The 15,926-nt window shown below is 65.4% G+C and carries 16 protein-coding genes; 5 read left to right on the forward strand and 11 right to left on the reverse strand.

The genetic code is table 11. The annotated features are described in order from the left end of the window. Positions 1 to 127 precede the first annotated feature (127 nt). On the forward strand, positions 128 to 658 hold the full coding sequence (locus ACN0TK_RS13610) for a hypothetical protein (RefSeq protein WP_417310050.1): 531 nt from the start codon (positions 128 to 130) through the stop codon (positions 656 to 658). A gap of 207 nt (positions 659 to 865) precedes the next feature. Here the strand turns inward: ACN0TK_RS13610 and ACN0TK_RS13615 are convergent, their stop codons facing one another. Together ACN0TK_RS13615 and soxR are read right to left on the reverse strand one after the other, a co-directional pair. Next, positions 866 to 1,378, reverse strand: coding sequence for an MgtC/SapB family protein (locus ACN0TK_RS13615; RefSeq protein ID WP_417310051.1), 513 nt, complete (start codon positions 1,376 to 1,378; stop codon positions 866 to 868). Between the two features lie 55 nt (positions 1,379 to 1,433). Next, positions 1,434 to 1,892: a redox-sensitive transcriptional activator SoxR gene (gene soxR / locus ACN0TK_RS13620; protein WP_417310052.1), complete on the reverse strand. Its 459-nt coding sequence runs from the start codon at positions 1,890 to 1,892 to the stop codon at positions 1,434 to 1,436. Between the two features lie 105 nt (positions 1,893 to 1,997). On the opposite strand from soxR, the gene ACN0TK_RS13625 reads away from it, so the two are divergent. Continuing rightward, entirely contained in the window at positions 1,998 to 3,449 is a 1,452-nt protein-coding gene (locus ACN0TK_RS13625) for an MFS transporter (protein ID WP_417310053.1), read from the forward strand. On the opposite strand, the gene ACN0TK_RS13630 is transcribed toward ACN0TK_RS13625, so the two are convergent. The 7 genes from ACN0TK_RS13630 to ACN0TK_RS13660 form a co-directional block, all read right to left on the reverse strand. Then, positions 3,450 to 3,953: a hypothetical protein gene (locus ACN0TK_RS13630; RefSeq protein WP_417310054.1), complete on the reverse strand. Its 504-nt coding sequence runs from the start codon at positions 3,951 to 3,953 to the stop codon at positions 3,450 to 3,452. A gap of 60 nt (positions 3,954 to 4,013) precedes the next feature. Next, positions 4,014 to 4,802 (reverse strand): hypothetical protein, encoded by a 789-nt coding sequence (locus ACN0TK_RS13635; RefSeq protein WP_417310055.1) that lies wholly within the window; start codon positions 4,800 to 4,802, stop codon positions 4,014 to 4,016. Then, on the reverse strand, positions 4,799 to 5,581 hold the full coding sequence (locus ACN0TK_RS13640; RefSeq protein WP_417310056.1) for an SDR family NAD(P)-dependent oxidoreductase: 783 nt from the start codon (positions 5,579 to 5,581) through the stop codon (positions 4,799 to 4,801). Before ACN0TK_RS13640 ends, ACN0TK_RS13635 begins: the two co-directional genes overlap by 4 nt. Before the next feature lie 29 nt (positions 5,582 to 5,610). Continuing rightward, positions 5,611 to 6,657, reverse strand: a complete 1,047-nt coding sequence (locus ACN0TK_RS13645; protein WP_417310057.1) for an NAD(P)-dependent alcohol dehydrogenase — start codon at positions 6,655 to 6,657, stop codon at positions 5,611 to 5,613. A 74-nt stretch (positions 6,658 to 6,731) separates the two neighbouring features. Further along, the gene (locus ACN0TK_RS13650) at positions 6,732 to 7,505 is read right to left on the reverse strand and encodes an ATP-binding cassette domain-containing protein (protein ID WP_417310058.1); all 774 of its coding nucleotides are present in this window, start codon (positions 7,503 to 7,505) and stop codon (positions 6,732 to 6,734) included. Beyond that, positions 7,502 to 8,581, reverse strand: coding sequence for an ABC transporter permease (locus ACN0TK_RS13655; protein ID WP_417310059.1), 1,080 nt, complete (start codon positions 8,579 to 8,581; stop codon positions 7,502 to 7,504). The genes ACN0TK_RS13650 and ACN0TK_RS13655 overlap by 4 nt, the downstream gene beginning before the upstream one ends. An 86-nt stretch (positions 8,582 to 8,667) precedes the next feature. Beyond that, the gene (locus tag ACN0TK_RS13660; RefSeq protein WP_417310060.1) at positions 8,668 to 9,702 is read right to left on the reverse strand and encodes a sugar ABC transporter substrate-binding protein; all 1,035 of its coding nucleotides are present in this window, start codon (positions 9,700 to 9,702) and stop codon (positions 8,668 to 8,670) included. 314 nt (positions 9,703 to 10,016) lie between these two features. Here ACN0TK_RS13660 and ACN0TK_RS13665 point away from each other — a divergent pair, with 314 nt between their 5' ends. After that, positions 10,017 to 11,258 (forward strand): ROK family transcriptional regulator, encoded by a 1,242-nt coding sequence (locus ACN0TK_RS13665; RefSeq protein ID WP_417310061.1) that lies wholly within the window; start codon positions 10,017 to 10,019, stop codon positions 11,256 to 11,258. Positions 11,259 to 11,261: 3 nt separating this feature from the next. On the opposite strand, the gene ACN0TK_RS13670 is transcribed toward ACN0TK_RS13665, so the two are convergent. Then, positions 11,262 to 12,260, reverse strand: coding sequence for a DNA topoisomerase IB (locus tag ACN0TK_RS13670; protein WP_417310062.1), 999 nt, complete (start codon positions 12,258 to 12,260; stop codon positions 11,262 to 11,264). A gap of 27 nt (positions 12,261 to 12,287) precedes the next feature. Next, the gene (locus ACN0TK_RS13675; protein ID WP_417310063.1) at positions 12,288 to 12,455 is read right to left on the reverse strand and encodes a hypothetical protein; all 168 of its coding nucleotides are present in this window, start codon (positions 12,453 to 12,455) and stop codon (positions 12,288 to 12,290) included. A gap of 122 nt (positions 12,456 to 12,577) precedes the next feature. Between ACN0TK_RS13675 and ade the strand changes: the two genes are divergently transcribed. Both ade and ACN0TK_RS13685 read left to right on the forward strand, forming a co-directional pair. Continuing rightward, positions 12,578 to 14,287 (forward strand): adenine deaminase, encoded by a 1,710-nt coding sequence (ade, locus tag ACN0TK_RS13680; RefSeq protein WP_417310064.1) that lies wholly within the window; start codon positions 12,578 to 12,580, stop codon positions 14,285 to 14,287. Then, the coding region (locus ACN0TK_RS13685) for a CocE/NonD family hydrolase (RefSeq protein WP_417310065.1) at positions 14,284 to 15,926 on the forward strand (1,643 nt) is incomplete at its 3' end. The genes ade and ACN0TK_RS13685, both read left to right, overlap by 4 nt.

The raw sequence follows: 15,926 nt of genomic DNA on the forward strand, positions 1-15,926 counted from the left end.
AGGATCATCTCGCTTTACATGTAAAACGCAACCCCAGATTACGATCTCGTTACACGCCGTAGCCTGCCTGGGTGGAACGGGCATGTCATAAGGACCCCAGACGCAGCCTGTGGCGAACCTGGAGGCCATGTCCGATGCACCGGACATCCTGGTTCCTACAATTTTTGGCTTGTTCTGCCGTGGCGGCGGCATGGACAGGAGTCCGAACATGGACAGGTACGACACCCAAGCACAGAACTATATCACGCTGGTCGACGACGATGAGACTTCGGCGACCAAGCTGATCAGCATGCTGCTGGCACATGGCGCGCCATCGGTCAGCCTGCAGCACGACAAGACACGCTATCTGAAGGAACTGAAGGCACTCCTGACGCATCACGACGACACGCTGCCCAGCATGATCATCGTCGACTTCAAGGGTTTCCCGGCGGCTGCCGCTGCCTTCGTTTCATCCATCAGGGCCCTGCCCGGCGCGCAGTCACTGCTGATTGCCGCCATGGCCGATGACCTGAGCCGGCCCGTTAGAGACGTTCTGCTGAACGCCGGGGCCAACGCCGTATTCGCCCGGCAGTCCACAACCGATGGTTTTCGGTGTGAAGCTGCCGAGCTCGTCAGTTTCTGGGTGCGCAATCAGCGCCTGGAAGCAGTAGGCACGTAATCACTGCGTCCACAGGTTACGTGCCTGGGCGAGAAGTTCGTTGCATGGCAGCCACTGCCTCCGCATTCCCAAATGAACTTCTCGCCCATTCGTTTACACCCGTCGCCGTCCTCCCTCCGGCGACGTGGTGACTGGGGTCGGCACCCCCAATGGCCGACCCGAATTGATCGGCCGTCGCATTTCCCTCCCGCGGCGGCCGATTCAGCTTCAGCCCTCCCGATCTTCCGCATCCGCCGCTGGCCGCCTGGGGCGCGCGACGCCATGCGAGAACCGCGCGAGCGCGGCAAGGACCAACACGGCCAGTAAAGCGACGGCCAGCGCGACCACATAATAGCCGAGCGCCACCGCGACCCCGACCGCTCCCGCCAGCCACATACCGGCGCCCGTGGTGAGCCCGCGTACACTGCCCCGGTTCTGAAAGATCGCTCCGGCGCCCAGAAACGCTATCCCTGCGGTCACCGCCTCGATCGCGCGAATGGGGTCGGCTTTGATGGCAGGGTCGGCAGCCGCCGCCGCATCGTAAATCTCGAAGGCCAGCAGCGTGAACAGGCTCGCCGCAGTGGCAATCAGGATATGCGTGCGCAATCCGGCATTGCCCTCCTGCACGCCCCGCTCGAAGCCGATCACTCCACCGAGGACGGCCGCGATCAGCAACCGGATCAGGATCACATGCAGCGCCGTACCCGTCTGCTCGAAACCGATCAGTTCAAGAAAATCCATATCATGTTCCCATAAGGCTCTCCGGGCCAACGGGGGCGAAGGAACCCGGGTTCCCTCAGCTTTGGTAGCTGTCGGCTCCGGCGCGCAGCAGCCGTCGCGCGCCCGCCCCCTCCTCGGCCAGGCTGTCATCGGGATTGAACAGCGGGCAGCTTGCCGTCGAGAGACATCCGCAGCCGATGCAGCCATTTAGCTCATCCCTGAGACGTGTCAGCAGCACGATGCGGCGGTCCAGCCGGTCGTGCCAGCTGGCTGACATCCGCCGCCAGTCCTCGGCGCTGGGCGAGTGGCCCATCGGCACCTTGGCCAGCGCCTCGGCGATCTCCGCCAACGGCAGGCCCAGTTCCTGGGCGATGCGGATGATCGCCAGCCGGCGCAGCACGTCCCGGTCGTAACGCCGCTGGTTGCCGGCCGTGCGGTGGCTGGCAATGAGCCCCTTGCGCTCGTAAAAGTGCAGTGCCGACACGGCGACCCCGCTGCGCTGCGCCACCTGCCCCACGCTCAATTCGCGCGCCATGCGTTTTTCCTCTTTACCTCAACCATTGTTGAGGTTGTAGACCACCCTCCGCAACCCGCCAATCCCAGGGTCGAAACCCCGGGACGCACAGCCAGAGTCGAACCGATGTCCGCTTCCACAGCCGCCACCTCCGACCCCGCCAGCTGGCGTGCGCTGTTCACCGGCAGCCATGCCCTCGCGGCCATCGTGCTCGCCGGCGGCGTGGCGCTGCAGGCGATCGAGACCTTCGTCGGCTCGACCGTACTGCCCTCCGCCGTCATCGAGATCGGCGGGCTCGAACTGTTCGCCTGGAACACCACGATCTTCATCGTCTTCTCGATCGTCGCCGCGGTCTGCGCCGGAATCCGGCCCTTCGGCATCGGCGATCGGGCGCTATACTTGTGGGCGGCGGCGGCGTTTGCGCTGGGCAGTCTGATCTGCGGCTTCGCTCCCTCGATGCCGGTCATGCTGGCCGGACGCGCCCTGCAGGGGTTTGGTGGCGGGCTGCTCACTGCGGTCAGCTATGCGCTGATCCGCGTCGTCATCCCACAGCCGCTCTGGGGCCGCGCCTTTGCGCTGATCTCCAGCGTCTGGGGCGTTTCGACCCTGCTCGGCCCCGCCATGGGCGGCGTGTTCGCCACGCTCGGAGCCTGGCGCTGGGCCTTCTTCCTGCTAGTGCCATGCGCCCTTCTGCTGGCCTTGCTGTCGCTGAGGGCCCTGCCCGCTGGCAGCAATGCCGAAGGGGCGCGGCGCTTTCCCTTCATCCAGATCCTGCTGCTGATCGGCGCCGTGCTCGCCGTCTCAGTGGCCTCCATCCTGACCGACAGTGTGCCACTTCAGGCGCTGCTGGTCGGGCTCGCGGCGCTGGCGATCCTCGCGCTGGGCGTGATCGACCGGCGCCGCGAGATTCGCCTGCTGCCCACCGGCAGCTTTTCGCTGACCACGCCCATCGCACCGCTGCTCGGCGCCATGCTGCTGGTGCAGCTCGCCATCGTCTGCGACATTTTCGTGCCGCTGTTCCTGCAGACCCTGCACGGACAGACGCCGCTGGTTGCCGGCTATATCCTGGCGCTCGTCGCCGCGGGCTGGTCTGCCTCCTCCGTCGTCACCTCGGCCTGGACCGGCAGCCGCGCCCGGCTGCTGATGATCCTCGGGCCGATCCTGCACCTCGTCGCCATTCTCGGCCTGTTCATCTTCCTGCCGCGTGCCAATCCCACGGGGGAGCTGCTGCCGCTTCTCCCCATCGGTGTCTGCCTGCTGCTGCTCGGCTCTGGCATCGGCATTTCCTGGCCGCAGATTTCGCCGCGCATCCTGAAAGCCGCGCCCGCCGGCGAAGGCGACCTCACCTCGGCCTCGATCTCCATGGTGCAGCTGTTTGCCAATGGTTTCGGCGCCGCGCTCGCCGGCACCATCGTCAATGCCGCGGGCCTCGCCAGTGCCGACCTCACGGCCGGCACCATCTCTGCCGCGCAGTGGCTGTTCGGCAGCTTCGCCGTGGTGCCGCTGCTCGCCCTGCCGCTGATGCTCCTGATCACCCGCCGCGAGCGTGCCGAGCCGGCGCTGGCGCCGGCGGAGTAGCTAGCGCTCTACCAGCATCAGGTTCAGCCAGCCCTCGGCATTCGCGATCGCGGCGAGCGCCGGCCATCCGGCGACCGACAGCGACAGCCAGTTGCGGCGCTTCCCCATCCGTCCTGGCGCCTCCGTGCCGGTCTCAGCACTGGCGTCCGGCGGCCAGATGTCGAACTCTTCCCAGATCTGCTCGACATAGCCGGTGAACAGCAGTTTACCGCCGACGACCAGTTCGATCCGCAGGTAGCCCGAGTCATCCGGCACCACGATCAACGTCGCCACCGCACCCGCGCCCGTGACGGCAATCTCCAGCTGCTGCTCCGGCAGATGGCGCTCGACCCGCAGCGCAAACCGCTGCCCGCTGTCGTCGTCGACATCCCACGCCACGCCGTGACCGACATCGCGCGCCAGATCGTCGAGCAGATTGCCCGCTTCACGCTGCGCCGCATCCCCGGCCAGCGGGGCGCCGGTAAGGGCGTTGAAGAACGACGGCGGGCGTTTAGGCGGGCTCATGACGGTTGGACGCCTTTTTCGCGTCAGGGCTTGGGTTTCGGCGACATGGTTCTCAAGACCTCAGCCCGACGCAAGCACGGATGGAGCGACGGCCGGATCGTCCAGCGCCACGCGCGCCCAGTCCGCCAGGAGCGGCCGCGGCGGCAGGATGATCCGCCCCTCCGCATCGCCGACGCTGACGAAGTCGCCAGCCGCCACCCCGAGCGCCGTCAGCGCGCAGATCAGCGCGGCGCGGTCGTCGTGATTGGTGACGGCATCTAAGTCATTTGTCGGCGCCCGGCCGGGCAGCAGATGGCCGAGCAAGCGGTCGAGCGTGCCCGCGGCCACCAGATGTCGGAAAAACAGGTCCGACCGATTGCCCCGCGTCACCGCGATCGTCTCCGGCGCCGCCAGCATCAAACCCATGAACGAGCTCGGAAATGCCTCGACCACGGCCTTACCGTGAATGGCACCGGGATGACGGGCGTCGGCGACATGCGGCAGCGCCCGCCGAATGCAGTAATTGGTGTGTTCGTTGAGCGCCCGGCCGATCGGCGCGCTCGATTGCCCCGGCTTGCCGATGCGGGTGCGGAAGTCCCGCCGCGTCAGCAACCGCTCGCAGGCACGATAGACCCCGATAATGTCGAGCGCGGCCCGAAACGGTCCGTCGAACGCCGCCGCCAAAAGCTGCGCCGTGCCGATGGTCTCGGCCATCGCGGCCTGCCGCTCTTCGGGCGTGGCGCGAAACCGGCGGATCACCCAGCTGACGCGAGTCGGCGTCCAGCTGAGCCGGCAGACGGCGCTCGAGCGCCGGGTCGGCGACATTCCGACATCGACGCCCAGCACATCGCCGGTTGCGGGCAGGCTCAAACCGTCTTCAGCCAGCCGCCATCGACGAAATAGGTCGATCCGGTGGAGTAGCTCGCCTTGTTTGAGCACAGGAACACGAAGAAATGCGCCATTTCCTCGGGGCTGGCGAAGCGCTTCAGCCCGCCCGCCTCGTCGGCGACCCCCTGCAGATGCGCCTCCCAGCCATCCTCGCCGGCGATCTGTTTGGCGGTCTTGATCCAGTCGCCAGTCTGCACCAGCCCGGGATTGACGCAGTTGACTCGGATGCTGTCGCCCGCCACCTCATTGGCGAGCGTTTTCGAAAACATCATCAGGGCGGCCTTGGTGGTGTTGTAGATCGGCTCGTACCACAAGGGCTGCACCGCACAGATCGAGGCATTGTGCAGCACCACGCCGCCGCCGCGCTGTTTCATCTGCGGCACCAGCCCGCGCGCCAGCCGTACCGCGGCCATCACGTGCAGGTCCCAGTAATACTGCCACTTTGCGTCGTCGGCCTCCTGGATCGTCTCGTTCGATCCGGTGCCGGCATTGTTGATGAGGATATCGGTGCCGCCCATGTCGGCGGCCGCGGAAATCACTGCGTCGCAACCGGCAGCCGTGGCCACATCGGCGGCGATGCCGCCGGTCCGGACCCCGAACTGCTTGCCGATCTCCAGCGCCGCATCCTCGGCCCGCGTCTTGTCGCGCGCCGCGATGACGATGTCGGCACCCTCGGCGGCGAGTCCCTCGGCGATGGCGCGCCCGATGCCGGCGCTACCGCCGGTGACAACAGCCAGTTTGCCCTTCAGTCCAAGATCCATCTTCTGCTCCTCCGGGCCGCAGCCCCGCCTCAGGCGTCCATTACGATCTGCAGCTTCACATCGCTCGGCCGCGCCTCGACGGCCCGGTCGAAGGCCTCGATCGATTGCTCGAACGGGAAGGTCTCCGAGATCAGCGGCTTCAGATCGACCTTGCCCGAGCCCATCAGCGCGATGGCCCGGTCATATTGATGGGCGTAGCGGAAAACCGATTCGATCCGCGCCTCCTTGACCGACAGAGAGGCGATATCGAGCGGCACCGGTTCGACCGGCAGGCCGACCGCGACCACCGTGCCACCCGGCCGCAGGACGTCGACAATTCCGTCCCAGGCGCGCGGACTGCCCGAACATTCGAACACCACATCGGCGCCCCAGCCCTCGGTCAGCGCGTCGATCTCGGCCTTCAGGTCCGTGTCGCGGATATTGACGGGGATGATCCCCTGATACTGCGCCGCGATATCGAGCTTGGGCTGCGCCAGATCGGAAACGATGACGCGCGCACAGCCGCCGGCCAGCGCTGCCAGCGCCACCATGGTGCCGATCGGGCCGGCGCCCATGACGATCGCCGTGTCGCCCGGCGTGATCCGCGCCTTGGCCGCTGCCTGCATGCCGACCGCGAAGGGCTCGACCATCGCGCCTTCGGCAAAGGACACATTGTCCGGCAGCTTGAAGGTGAAATTGGCCGGGTGCACCACGAAGGGGGTGAGGACGCCATGGATCGGCGGCGTCGCCCAGAAGCGCACGGCCGGATCGACGTTGTAGAGCCCAAGACGCGAGGCGCGCGAATTGGGGTCCGGCACGCCCGGCTCCATGCACACCCGGTCGCCGATAGCGAGGGAATCGACGCCCTCGCCCATTTCGACAATCGTGCCGGCCGCCTCATGCCCCAGCACCATCGGCGCCTCGACGACGAACGGACCGATCCGGCCATGGGTGTAATAGTGCACGTCCGACCCGCACACCCCCACCGTATGCAGTTTGATCTTCACCATCCCTGGCCCCACGGCATCGGGCAGATCGATCTCGCGCAAGGCGAGCTGGTGCTGCTTCTCCAAAACGAGAGCGCGCTGCATGGTCATCTGAACGTCCTGAACTTCCTCTGCAATATGCCGAGCCTAGGACATTTCACCCCTTGAGACGAGCCGGTTTCGGCTCACGCCGGCATGGGTGGCGGCTCCATGGCGCCGGTCATGATTGCCACGGCATCCGACATCGAAAAGTCCTTGGGCCGGATCATCGCAATGCGCTTGCCCAGCCGGTGGATATGGATGCGGTCGGCCACCTCGAAGACATGCGGCATGTTGTGCGAGATCAGAACGATCGGCATGCCGCGCGCCTTGACGTCGAGCATCAGTTCCAGCACCCGCCGGCTCTCCTTGACGCCAAGCGCCGCCGTGGGCTCGTCCATGATGACGACCCGCGAGCCGAAGGCCGCGGCGCGCGCCACGGCCACACCCTGCCGCTGCCCGCCCGAGAGCGTTTCGACCGACTGGTGGATATTCTGGATCGTCAGCAGGCCCAGTTCCCCCAGCTTGTCGCGGGCGATCTTTGCCATCTTGGCGCGGTCGAGCCGCCGGAACAGCTTGCCAGTGATGTCGCTGGCCCGGATCTCGCGCCCGAGAAACATGTTGTCGGCGATCGATAGTGCCGGAGACAGCGCGAGGTTCTGGTAGACCGTCTCGATGCCGGCGAGCCGTGCCTCGATGGGCGAGCGGAAATGCACCGGCTTGCCCTCCAGCAGCACCTCGCCGCCATCTGGGATCACGGCCCCGCACAGCGCCTTGATCAGCGTCGACTTGCCGGCGCCATTGTCGCCGATCACCGCGAGGATCTCGTTGGGCATCAGGTCGAAATCGGTGTGGTCGAGCGCCACCACCCGGCCGTAGCGCTTGGAGAGGCTGCGCGCCTCGAGAACGGGCGTGGTCATGTCGAAATCTTCCTGATCCACTGGTCGATGGTAACGGCGATGATGATCAGCGCACCGACGGCGAATTCCTGCCACAGGACATCCACCCCGGCGAGCGCCAGCCCGTTGCGGAAGACGCCCACGATCAGCGCCCCGATGAGCGTACCGACGATCGAGCCACGGCCGCCGAACAGCGAGGTGCCGCCGATCACCACCGCGGTGATGGCATCGAGATTGGCTGTCTGGCTACCGAGCGGCGAGACGGCGCCGATGCGCCCGATCAGCACCCAGCTGGCGAGCGCACAGATAAAGCCGGCGAGCGTATAGGTCGCGATCAGCGTCGCCGTGGTGTTGATACCGGCAAGCCGCGCCGCCTCGGGGTCGTCGCCGGTGGCATAGACATGCCGTCCGAAGGCCGTGTGGTTGAGGATGTACCACACCGACACCGCCACCCCGATCATCAGGATCGAGCCATAGGTAAGGATCGCCCCACCGCCCAGCTTGATCGATGATCCCAGCCATTGCAGCAGTGGCGCCACCGCCTCGATATCCTGCGAGCGGATGGTTTCCGACCGCGAGATGAAGATCACCATCGCGCCATAGATCGACCAGGTGCCGAGCGTCACGATGAAGGGCGGCAACCTTACCAGCGCCACCAGCACGCCATTGATCAGCCCGCACAGCACGCCGGTGCCGAGGCCGATGACGAAGCTGATTTCGACCGGCACCCCGGCCACCACCGACAGCCGCCCCATGACGATCGAACTCAGGATCATGATGGCGCCGACGCTGAGATCAATGCCTGCAGTCAGAATGATCAGCGTCTGGGCGATGCCGAGCACGCCGATGATCGTGACCTGCTGCAACACCAGCGACAGGTTGAAGGGCGCGAAGAACCGCCCCCCGGCGAGCACCGAGAATATGAGCACGCCGAACAGCAGGACGAAAAAGGGAATCGCCGTCGGAAACCGGTGCAGGAAGCCCTGCAGTTTGCGCACGGCACTCGTGTCATTGTCTTCGAAACTGGCAAAGCCCGCCGGCCCGCCCGCGCCCAGGCCTTTTTCGGCCGCACTGGACCCCGCTGCGTCATCGCTCATGGCGCTCCCCTCCCCATAAGTCTGCCCTGGATAGTTGGCCTCCGCGCCAGTGGGGACGCGGAGGCCTGTGCATCAGGTGTGGACGCTCACCCCCAGCACAGTTCCAGACCCTCGGTGGTGTCGATCGAGTCGACGCCATCGACGGGATTGTCGGTGATCAGCGTTGCGCCGGTATCGAAGAAATCGAGGCCCTCGGTCGTCTGCGGCTTTTCGCCGGTCTCCGAGAACTTCAGGATCGCTTCGAGCGCCATCGAGGCCATGAGCAGCGGATACTGCTGGCTGGTCGCCCCGATCACGCCGTCGCGGACGTTTTCGACACCCGGGCAGCCGCCATCGACGGCGACGAACAGCACCGAACCATCATCCTTGCCGATCGCCTTGAGGGCTTCGTAGCCACCCGCCGCAGCGGGCTCGTTGATGGCATAGACCACGTTGATGTCCGGGCACTTCTGCAGCAGCGTTTCCATGGCGCTGCGGCCGCCTTCTTCCGAACCGGCAGTCATTTCATGGCCGCAGATTCGCGGATCATCCTCGTCGCCGTAGCGGTTGGGATCCTTCACATCGATGCCGAAGCCTTCCATGAAGCCCTGGTCGCGCAGGTAATCGACGGTCGGCTGGTTCACGGCGAGGTCGAGGAAGGCGATCTTGGCATTGGCCGCGTCATCGCCGAGCGTGCCCGCCGCCCATTCGCCGATCAGCCGGCCGGCCTTGCGGTTGTCGGTGGCAAAGGTGGCATCGGCCGCATCGATCGGGTCGAGCGGCGTGTCGAGCACGATGACCAGCAGCCCGGCGTCGCGCGCCTGCTGGATGGTCGGCACGATGGCGCTCGAATCCGACGGCACGATCGCAAAGCCGATGGCACCAGCCGAGATCAGGTTCTCGATGGCCGCCACCTGGCTGTCATTGTCACCGTCGAACTTGCCGGCTGCAGTGCGCAGGTCCAGCCCCAGTTCATCGGCCTTTTCCTGCGCGCCTTCGCGCATCTTCACGAAAAACGGATTGCCTTCGGTCTTGGTGATCAGCCCGACAACGGGCTTGTCCTGCGCCACGACCGGCAAGGCGGTGGCAACAAACATCGCAGCGCCGGTGAGCGCCGCGAGCAGTAGAGCGGGTTTCCGCATGGTGGTCCTCCCATAGGGTTTCGCAACCCGCCCGTGCCGTTCTCTTGCCGGCTTTTCAAAGCGGGAGCCCCGACATCCTGCGCCTCGCTGAGGCGCCCTCCTCTCGGGAACTGCGGCGATTTCAGACGATCCCAATCGGCGTGTCAATAAGTTAATCCACTTGATTTATTAATTGACAGATTTGATTGAGGAATTCATTTTTCGCCCGCTCATCCCTCCCGCGCGACCAAGAGTTCGTTGCAATTTTCGACGAATACGCCGTACGGGTAGCGCCGTAACAAATACGCATCGAACCGGGATCTGGAGGATTGGTCGTGGCTATCAAAGGGGCATCGCGCGCTGCATCCCGGCGCGCCGATGGCAATAGCCGCGGGACCAACCAGCTTGGGGTCAGGCTCTACAACGAACGGCTGGTACTCTCGCTGATCCGGCGCCACGGCGCACTGCCCAAGGCCGACATCGCGCGCCGCACCGGCCTGTCACCGCAGACCATCTCGATCATCACCAACGCGCTCGAGGCCGACGGGCTGCTGCACCGCCAGGCACCCCTGCGCGGCAAGGTCGGCCAGCCGCTGGTCCCTTATGCGCTCAACCCCGAAGGCGCCCTCTCCTTCGGGCTCAAGGTCGGGCGGCGCAGCGTCGATCTGCATCTGATCAACTTCACGGGCGAAACGCTGCACCTGCTCACCGAGGTCTACCCCTTCCCCCGGCCCGACGGCATCCGCCGCTTCGCCAACGAGGGCATTGCGACGCTCACTGCTCGACTGACGCCGGATCAGGCCAGCCGCCTTTCCGGACTGGGCATCGCGGCCCCCTATGAGATGTGGACCTGGCACGAGGAAATCGGCGCTCCGCAAAGCGAGATCGACGCCTGGCGCAGTGTCGATATCCGCGCCGACCTCGCAGCGAACCACAGCTTTCCCGTGTATTTCGCCAACGACATCACGGCCGCCTGTGCCGCTGAGCTGATGTTCGGCAAGGGCGCGGCCTATCCCGACTTTCTCTATGTCTTCATCGGCTCGTTCATCGGCGGCGGTCTGGTGCTCGATGGGCACCTGTTTCCCGGGCGCAGCCGCAACGCCGCGGCGCTCGGCTCGATGCCGGCCCGCAAGATCGACCGCCCGCCCGGCAGCACCCCGCCGCAGCTGATGAATGTCGCCTCGATCTATGTGCTCGAGCGCCGGCTGCGCGCGCTGGGCCGCAACCCCGATGTGCTGTGGCAGGCGCCCGACACCTGGACCGACGATCTCGGCCCGGTGCTCAACGAGTGGATCGACGAAGTGGCGGAAGCCATCGCCTATGCCGTCGTCGCCGCCGTGGCGGTTGTCGACGTCGAAACCGTGGTGCTGGATGGGGCCTTTCCGCCAGGCGTGCGGACCCGGATCATCGAGCAGACCCGCAAGGCCATTGCCGGCGTCAACCGGCAGGGCCTGTCACCCTTCGAACTCATCGAAGGCAGCATCGGCAATGCCGCCCGGGCACTCGGCGGCGCTGCCCTGCCGCTGCTCGCCAATTACACCCAGGATCGCGAAGTCCTGTTCAAGGAAAACGTCTGAGCGCTAGCCGGCCGCCTCGAGCACGGCGCTGAGCCGCACCTCGCGCTGCTTCAGCCCATTGTGGCCGCTGCCGCCCTCGACCCACATCGGCGCCAGCTTGCCCTTTTCGAACAGCGAAAACAGGCACGGCGAAATATAGCTCGAGCGGCAGATCGCCGGGGTGTTCTGCAAGAAGGTTGCGACCTGCTTCACCACCGCTGCCATCTGCCGCTTGCGCGCCGTGGGCGAGTCGCCCGGCTCAAGCCGCGATAGTGCTTCGCCCGCCAGCGCACTGGCGTGCAGCGTGCGGAAATCCTTCGCCGTCACAGCCACCCCGGCAACTTCCTTGAGGTAGCGGTTGAGGTCTTCGGTACGGATCGCCCGCGCCTCACCAGCGTCATCGCGATACATCAGTAGGCGCTTGCCGGGTATCGACTTGACCGCGCGGATCGCCGCGGCCAGCGCCGGGTCCTTGACCAGATAGCTCGCCTTCTTGCCGGATTTGGCTGGAAAGTTGATGCGGATTTCACCGCCGCTGATCGTCACGTCGCGCGTATAGAGCGTTCCTGCGCCGCGCGTGCCATGCGCATCGAGATAGCGCTCCCGCCCCACCCGCATCGCGGTCCGGTCGATCAGCGCCACCCCGAGAGCCAGCGCCAGCTGTCGGCTCCCCGGGCCGGCCTCCAGCTCCTCGCGCACCCGGCGGCGAATGCGCGGCAACGCGGTCGCCAGCAGCGTCAGCTGCTGCTGCTTGCGGCTGGCCCGCCGCTTTTCCCACTCGGGATGGTAGATATATTGCGCACGTCCGGCTGCGTCGGTGCCCATCGCCTGGATGTGCAGCCGCTCGTTGGCTGCGATTTTCACGTCGCCCCAGGCGGGCGGAATCCCCAGCGCACGAATACGCCCCGTCACGCTTTTATCGCGAACCGGGGTGCCATCGGTATCTTCATAGCTGAATGCGCGGCCGCGCCGGCGGCGTCGCAATGTCAGGTCATCGGCGGTTGCACGTTTCAGTCGCGCCATCTCGGCTGCACCCGCGGACCCGCTGGATTAAACGGTCGCTTCAGGCGCTGGAGCACCCATGAAGAACACCGCATACAGGATGATGAACAGCACGAGGATGCCGAGCATCGACCAGATCAGCACCCGCGAGTTCGTCTTGCGCGTATCGGCCTGACGCACCTCAGGCTTCGTCTTCTGCGGGTCATAGGTTTCCATGATTAACTTCCTTTGCCGGTCCAATACCTGACAAACGCGCAGCAAGCTCACTCCGTTCCGTTTGTGCTTGACCCCTGCGCCACGAAGGGCGACGTTTCCTCACGGTTTTGACGGCATGGCTTATGATTTCAAGTGAACTACTGACCCGCATGATCCGGGCCGGCGCAGGCGAAGAACCCGCCGATGTCGTGATCAAAAATGTGCGGATGCTCGATGTCATCTCAGGCACGGTCACCCACACCGATATCGCCATCGTCGCGGGCCGGATTGTCGGGACTTACGGCTATTACAACGGCAAGCAGCTGATCGAGGGGGACAACCGCTACGCGGTACCCGGTTTCATCGATACGCATCTGCATATCGAATCCTCGCTCGTCACCCCCTTCGAGTTCGACCGCTGTGTGCTGCCGCACGGCGTCACCACCGCATTGTGCGACCCGCACGAGATCGCCAATGTGCTCGGCACCGACGGCATCCGCTATTTCCTCGACAGTGCCGAACGCACGATCATGGATATCCGGGTCAACCTCAGTTCCTGCGTGCCGGCCACGCCGTTCGAGACAGCTGGCGCCCAGATTGAGGTCGACGACCTACTGGCCTTTCGCGACCACCCCAAGGTCCTGGGCCTTGCCGAGGTAATGAACTTCCCCGGTGTACTGGCGGGCGATCCCGGCATGATCGCCAAGCTGGTCGCCTTTCAGGACGGCCACATCGACGGCCACGCCCCGCTGCTCTCCGACAAGGCGCTCAACGGCTATATCGCGGCGGGCATCCGCACCGACCATGAGGCGACGACCGCCGTCGAGGCGCGCGAGAAGCTGCAAAAGGGCATGGCGATCCTGATCCGCGAGGGCTCGGTCTCCAAGGACCTCGAGGCGCTGGCCGAAATTCTGGACGAGAATACCTCGGCCTATGTCGCGCTGTGTACCGACGACCGCAATCCGCTCGACATCGCCGAGGAAGGCCATCTCGACAGCTCGATCCGCCGGCTGATCGCCCGCGGCCGGCCACTGCATCATGTTTATCGCGCCGCCAGCCATTCGGCCGCCCGCATCTTCGGGCTCACCGATCGCGGCCTGATCGCTCCGGGCCACCGCGCCGACATCGCCCTGCTCGATGATCTCAAGACCTGCCAGGTCGCTCAGGTGATCTCCAACGGCCGGCTGGTCGAGGACGAGCTGTTCGAAGCGCGCAAACCCGTGCCCGCCGTCGGGCTCGCCTCGATGAAGGCCAAGAAGGTCACGCCGGACACCTTCATCGTGCCGCCCAACCCGCGCCAGAACGAGACTCCGGTGATCGCCGTCAAACCCGGCCTCATCCTCACCTATCGCGAAAACGCGGTGCTGGAGATCAGCGATCGCGGTACCCTGCCCGACCTCGACAACGACGTCATCAAGATCGCGGTGATCGAGCGTCACGGCAAGAACGGCAATATCGCGCGCAGCTTCTGCAAGGGCTATGGGCTGAAGCGCGGCGCCATCGCCTCCTCCGTCGGCCACGACAGCCACAATATCACCGTGGTCGGCGTCACCGACGAGGACATGGCTTTGGCCGTCAACCGGCTGATCGAACTCGGCGGCGGCTTCACGGTGGCGGATACCGGCAAGGTGACCGCCGAGCTAGCCCTGCCTCTCGCCGGGCTGATGAGCCTGTTGCCGTTCGAGCAGGTCTCCGAAAAGCTGCACACCATGCGCGACGCGGCCTTCGACCTGGGATGCACGCTCCCCGAACCCTTCCTGCAGGTGGCCTTCATGGCCCTGCCGGTCATCCCGCACCTGAAAATGACCGACCGCGGCCTGTTCGACGTTGATCGGTTCGACTTTGTGAAATGAGCCTTGCGAGCCTGCTTCTTGCAGACAATTTCGGCCTGCCGAAGCGGCTCTGCCGCGCCAGCCGCACCCGCGGCATCCGCATTCCGATGCGCGATGGGGTCGAACTCGCCACCGAGTACTTCGCACCGAAACTCCCGGGCAAGCATCCGACCCTGCTGATCCGCGAGCCCTACGGCCTGTCAGGCTTTTCGACCATTGCCGAGATCTTTGCTGAGCGCGGCTATCACACCGTGCTGCAGGCCTGCCGGGGGACCGACAAATCCGGCGGCACCTTCGATCCGCTGCGCCCGGAGCGCGAGGATGGTCTCGCGACGCTCGACTGGATCAAGAAGCAGCCTTGGTATGACGGCAGGCTGGGTACCACTGGCCCCAGCTATCTCGGCTATGCGCAATGGGCCATCTGCGATGCCTTGCCGCCGCGATCTGCCATGTCGATCAAGGTGACCAGCGCCGAGTTCAGATCGGTGGTCTTCCCGGGCGGCAGTTTTGCGGTCGGGCTGTGGCTGAGCTGGATGCAGACCATCGAGGGCATTCGCGGCAATCCGCTGCGCACATCGTGGCGCATGCTGCGCGGCGGCATCGACAAGCTGTCGCTCAAAGCGACGATGAAGCTGCCGCTGCGCGATGCCGACCGCAAGGTGACCGGACACAAGGTCCCCTTTTGGCAGCAATGGCTGGACAATGCGATCGGCGACGACGCCTTCTGGGAGCCGATGGATCACACGCATCGCATCGGCGCGCGCACTCCGCCCACCAGCTTCACCTCAGGCTGGTACGATTTCATGCTCGATCAACTGCTGCGCGACTATGCGCTGATGGTCGATGCCGGCCAGACGCCGCGGCTCACCATCGGCCCCTGGGTACACGTCAGCCCCGAGCTGCAAAAAGAAAGCGTGCGCGACACCCTGACCTGGATGGACGTGCACCTGCGCGACGCACTCGCAGAACCGCCGCCGACAAAACCGGTCAAACTCTTCGTCACAGGGCTCGACCAGTGGCGCGAGTTCGACGCCTGGCCGCCCGGCCCGCCGCTCGACACCCAGATCTGGCAACTGCATCCGGGGGGTGGCTTGTCGCAGCGCCCGGTGCGCAGCGCACCTCCGGATACCTATACCTACGATCCGACCGATCCCACTCCGGCGGTGGGTGGCGCCATGTTCGCCTTCACCGGCGCTGGGGCGACCGACAATGCGCCGCTCGAAAAGCGCAAGGACGTGCTGGTCTATACCTCTGACCCGCTGTTCAGTCCGCTGACCGTCATGGGCAATGTCGGGGTCACGGTCTACGCCCGCGCCAGCCTCACCAATGCCGATGTGTTCGTGCGGCTCTGCGATGTCGACCCGAATGGCAAATCGGTGAACATTTGCGACGGCATTATCCGCAAGACGTCTTCCGACCCCGCCGTCCCCGATGACATCTGGCGGCTGACGCTGCGGCTGCATGCCACCGCCCACCATTTCAAGCGCGATCACCGTTTGCGGGTCATTGTTGCGAGCGGCGCCCACCCGCGCTTCGCGCGCAATACCGGCACCGACGAGTCCCTGGGTGAGGCGACGACGCTCGTCCCGGTGGATATCGAGATTTTCCACGATCCCCAGCATCCCAGCGCGCTGCACCTGCCGATCTATGATGTGGATGT

This window comes from Devosia sp. (assembly GCF_048261455.1).
GTDB lineage: Bacteria > Pseudomonadota > Alphaproteobacteria > Rhizobiales > Devosiaceae > Devosia_A.

Excerpts from the sequence above, each read along its gene's own strand:
- ACN0TK_RS13610 (WP_417310050.1), top strand. The coding sequence starts at position 128 with ATGTCCGATGCACCGGACATCCTGGTTCCTACAATTTTTGGCTTGTTC.
- ACN0TK_RS13615 (WP_417310051.1), bottom strand. The coding sequence starts at position 1,378 with ATGGATTTTCTTGAACTGATCGGTTTCGAGCAGACGGGTACGGCGCTG.
- soxR (WP_417310052.1), bottom strand. The coding sequence starts at position 1,892 with ATGGCGCGCGAATTGAGCGTGGGGCAGGTGGCGCAGCGCAGCGGGGTC.
- ACN0TK_RS13625 (WP_417310053.1), top strand. The coding sequence starts at position 1,998 with ATGTCCGCTTCCACAGCCGCCACCTCCGACCCCGCCAGCTGGCGTGCG.
- ACN0TK_RS13630 (WP_417310054.1), bottom strand. The coding sequence starts at position 3,953 with ATGAGCCCGCCTAAACGCCCGCCGTCGTTCTTCAACGCCCTTACCGGC.
- ACN0TK_RS13640 (WP_417310056.1), bottom strand. The coding sequence starts at position 5,581 with ATGGATCTTGGACTGAAGGGCAAACTGGCTGTTGTCACCGGCGGTAGC.
- ACN0TK_RS13645 (WP_417310057.1), bottom strand. The coding sequence starts at position 6,657 with ATGACCATGCAGCGCGCTCTCGTTTTGGAGAAGCAGCACCAGCTCGCC.
- ACN0TK_RS13650 (WP_417310058.1), bottom strand. The coding sequence starts at position 7,505 with ATGACCACGCCCGTTCTCGAGGCGCGCAGCCTCTCCAAGCGCTACGGC.
- ACN0TK_RS13655 (WP_417310059.1), bottom strand. The coding sequence starts at position 8,581 with ATGAGCGATGACGCAGCGGGGTCCAGTGCGGCCGAAAAAGGCCTGGGC.
- ACN0TK_RS13660 (WP_417310060.1), bottom strand. The coding sequence starts at position 9,702 with ATGCGGAAACCCGCTCTACTGCTCGCGGCGCTCACCGGCGCTGCGATG.
- ACN0TK_RS13670 (WP_417310062.1), bottom strand. The coding sequence starts at position 12,260 with ATGGCGCGACTGAAACGTGCAACCGCCGATGACCTGACATTGCGACGC.
- ACN0TK_RS13675 (WP_417310063.1), bottom strand. The coding sequence starts at position 12,455 with ATGGAAACCTATGACCCGCAGAAGACGAAGCCTGAGGTGCGTCAGGCC.
- ade (WP_417310064.1), top strand. The coding sequence starts at position 12,578 with ATGATTTCAAGTGAACTACTGACCCGCATGATCCGGGCCGGCGCAGGC.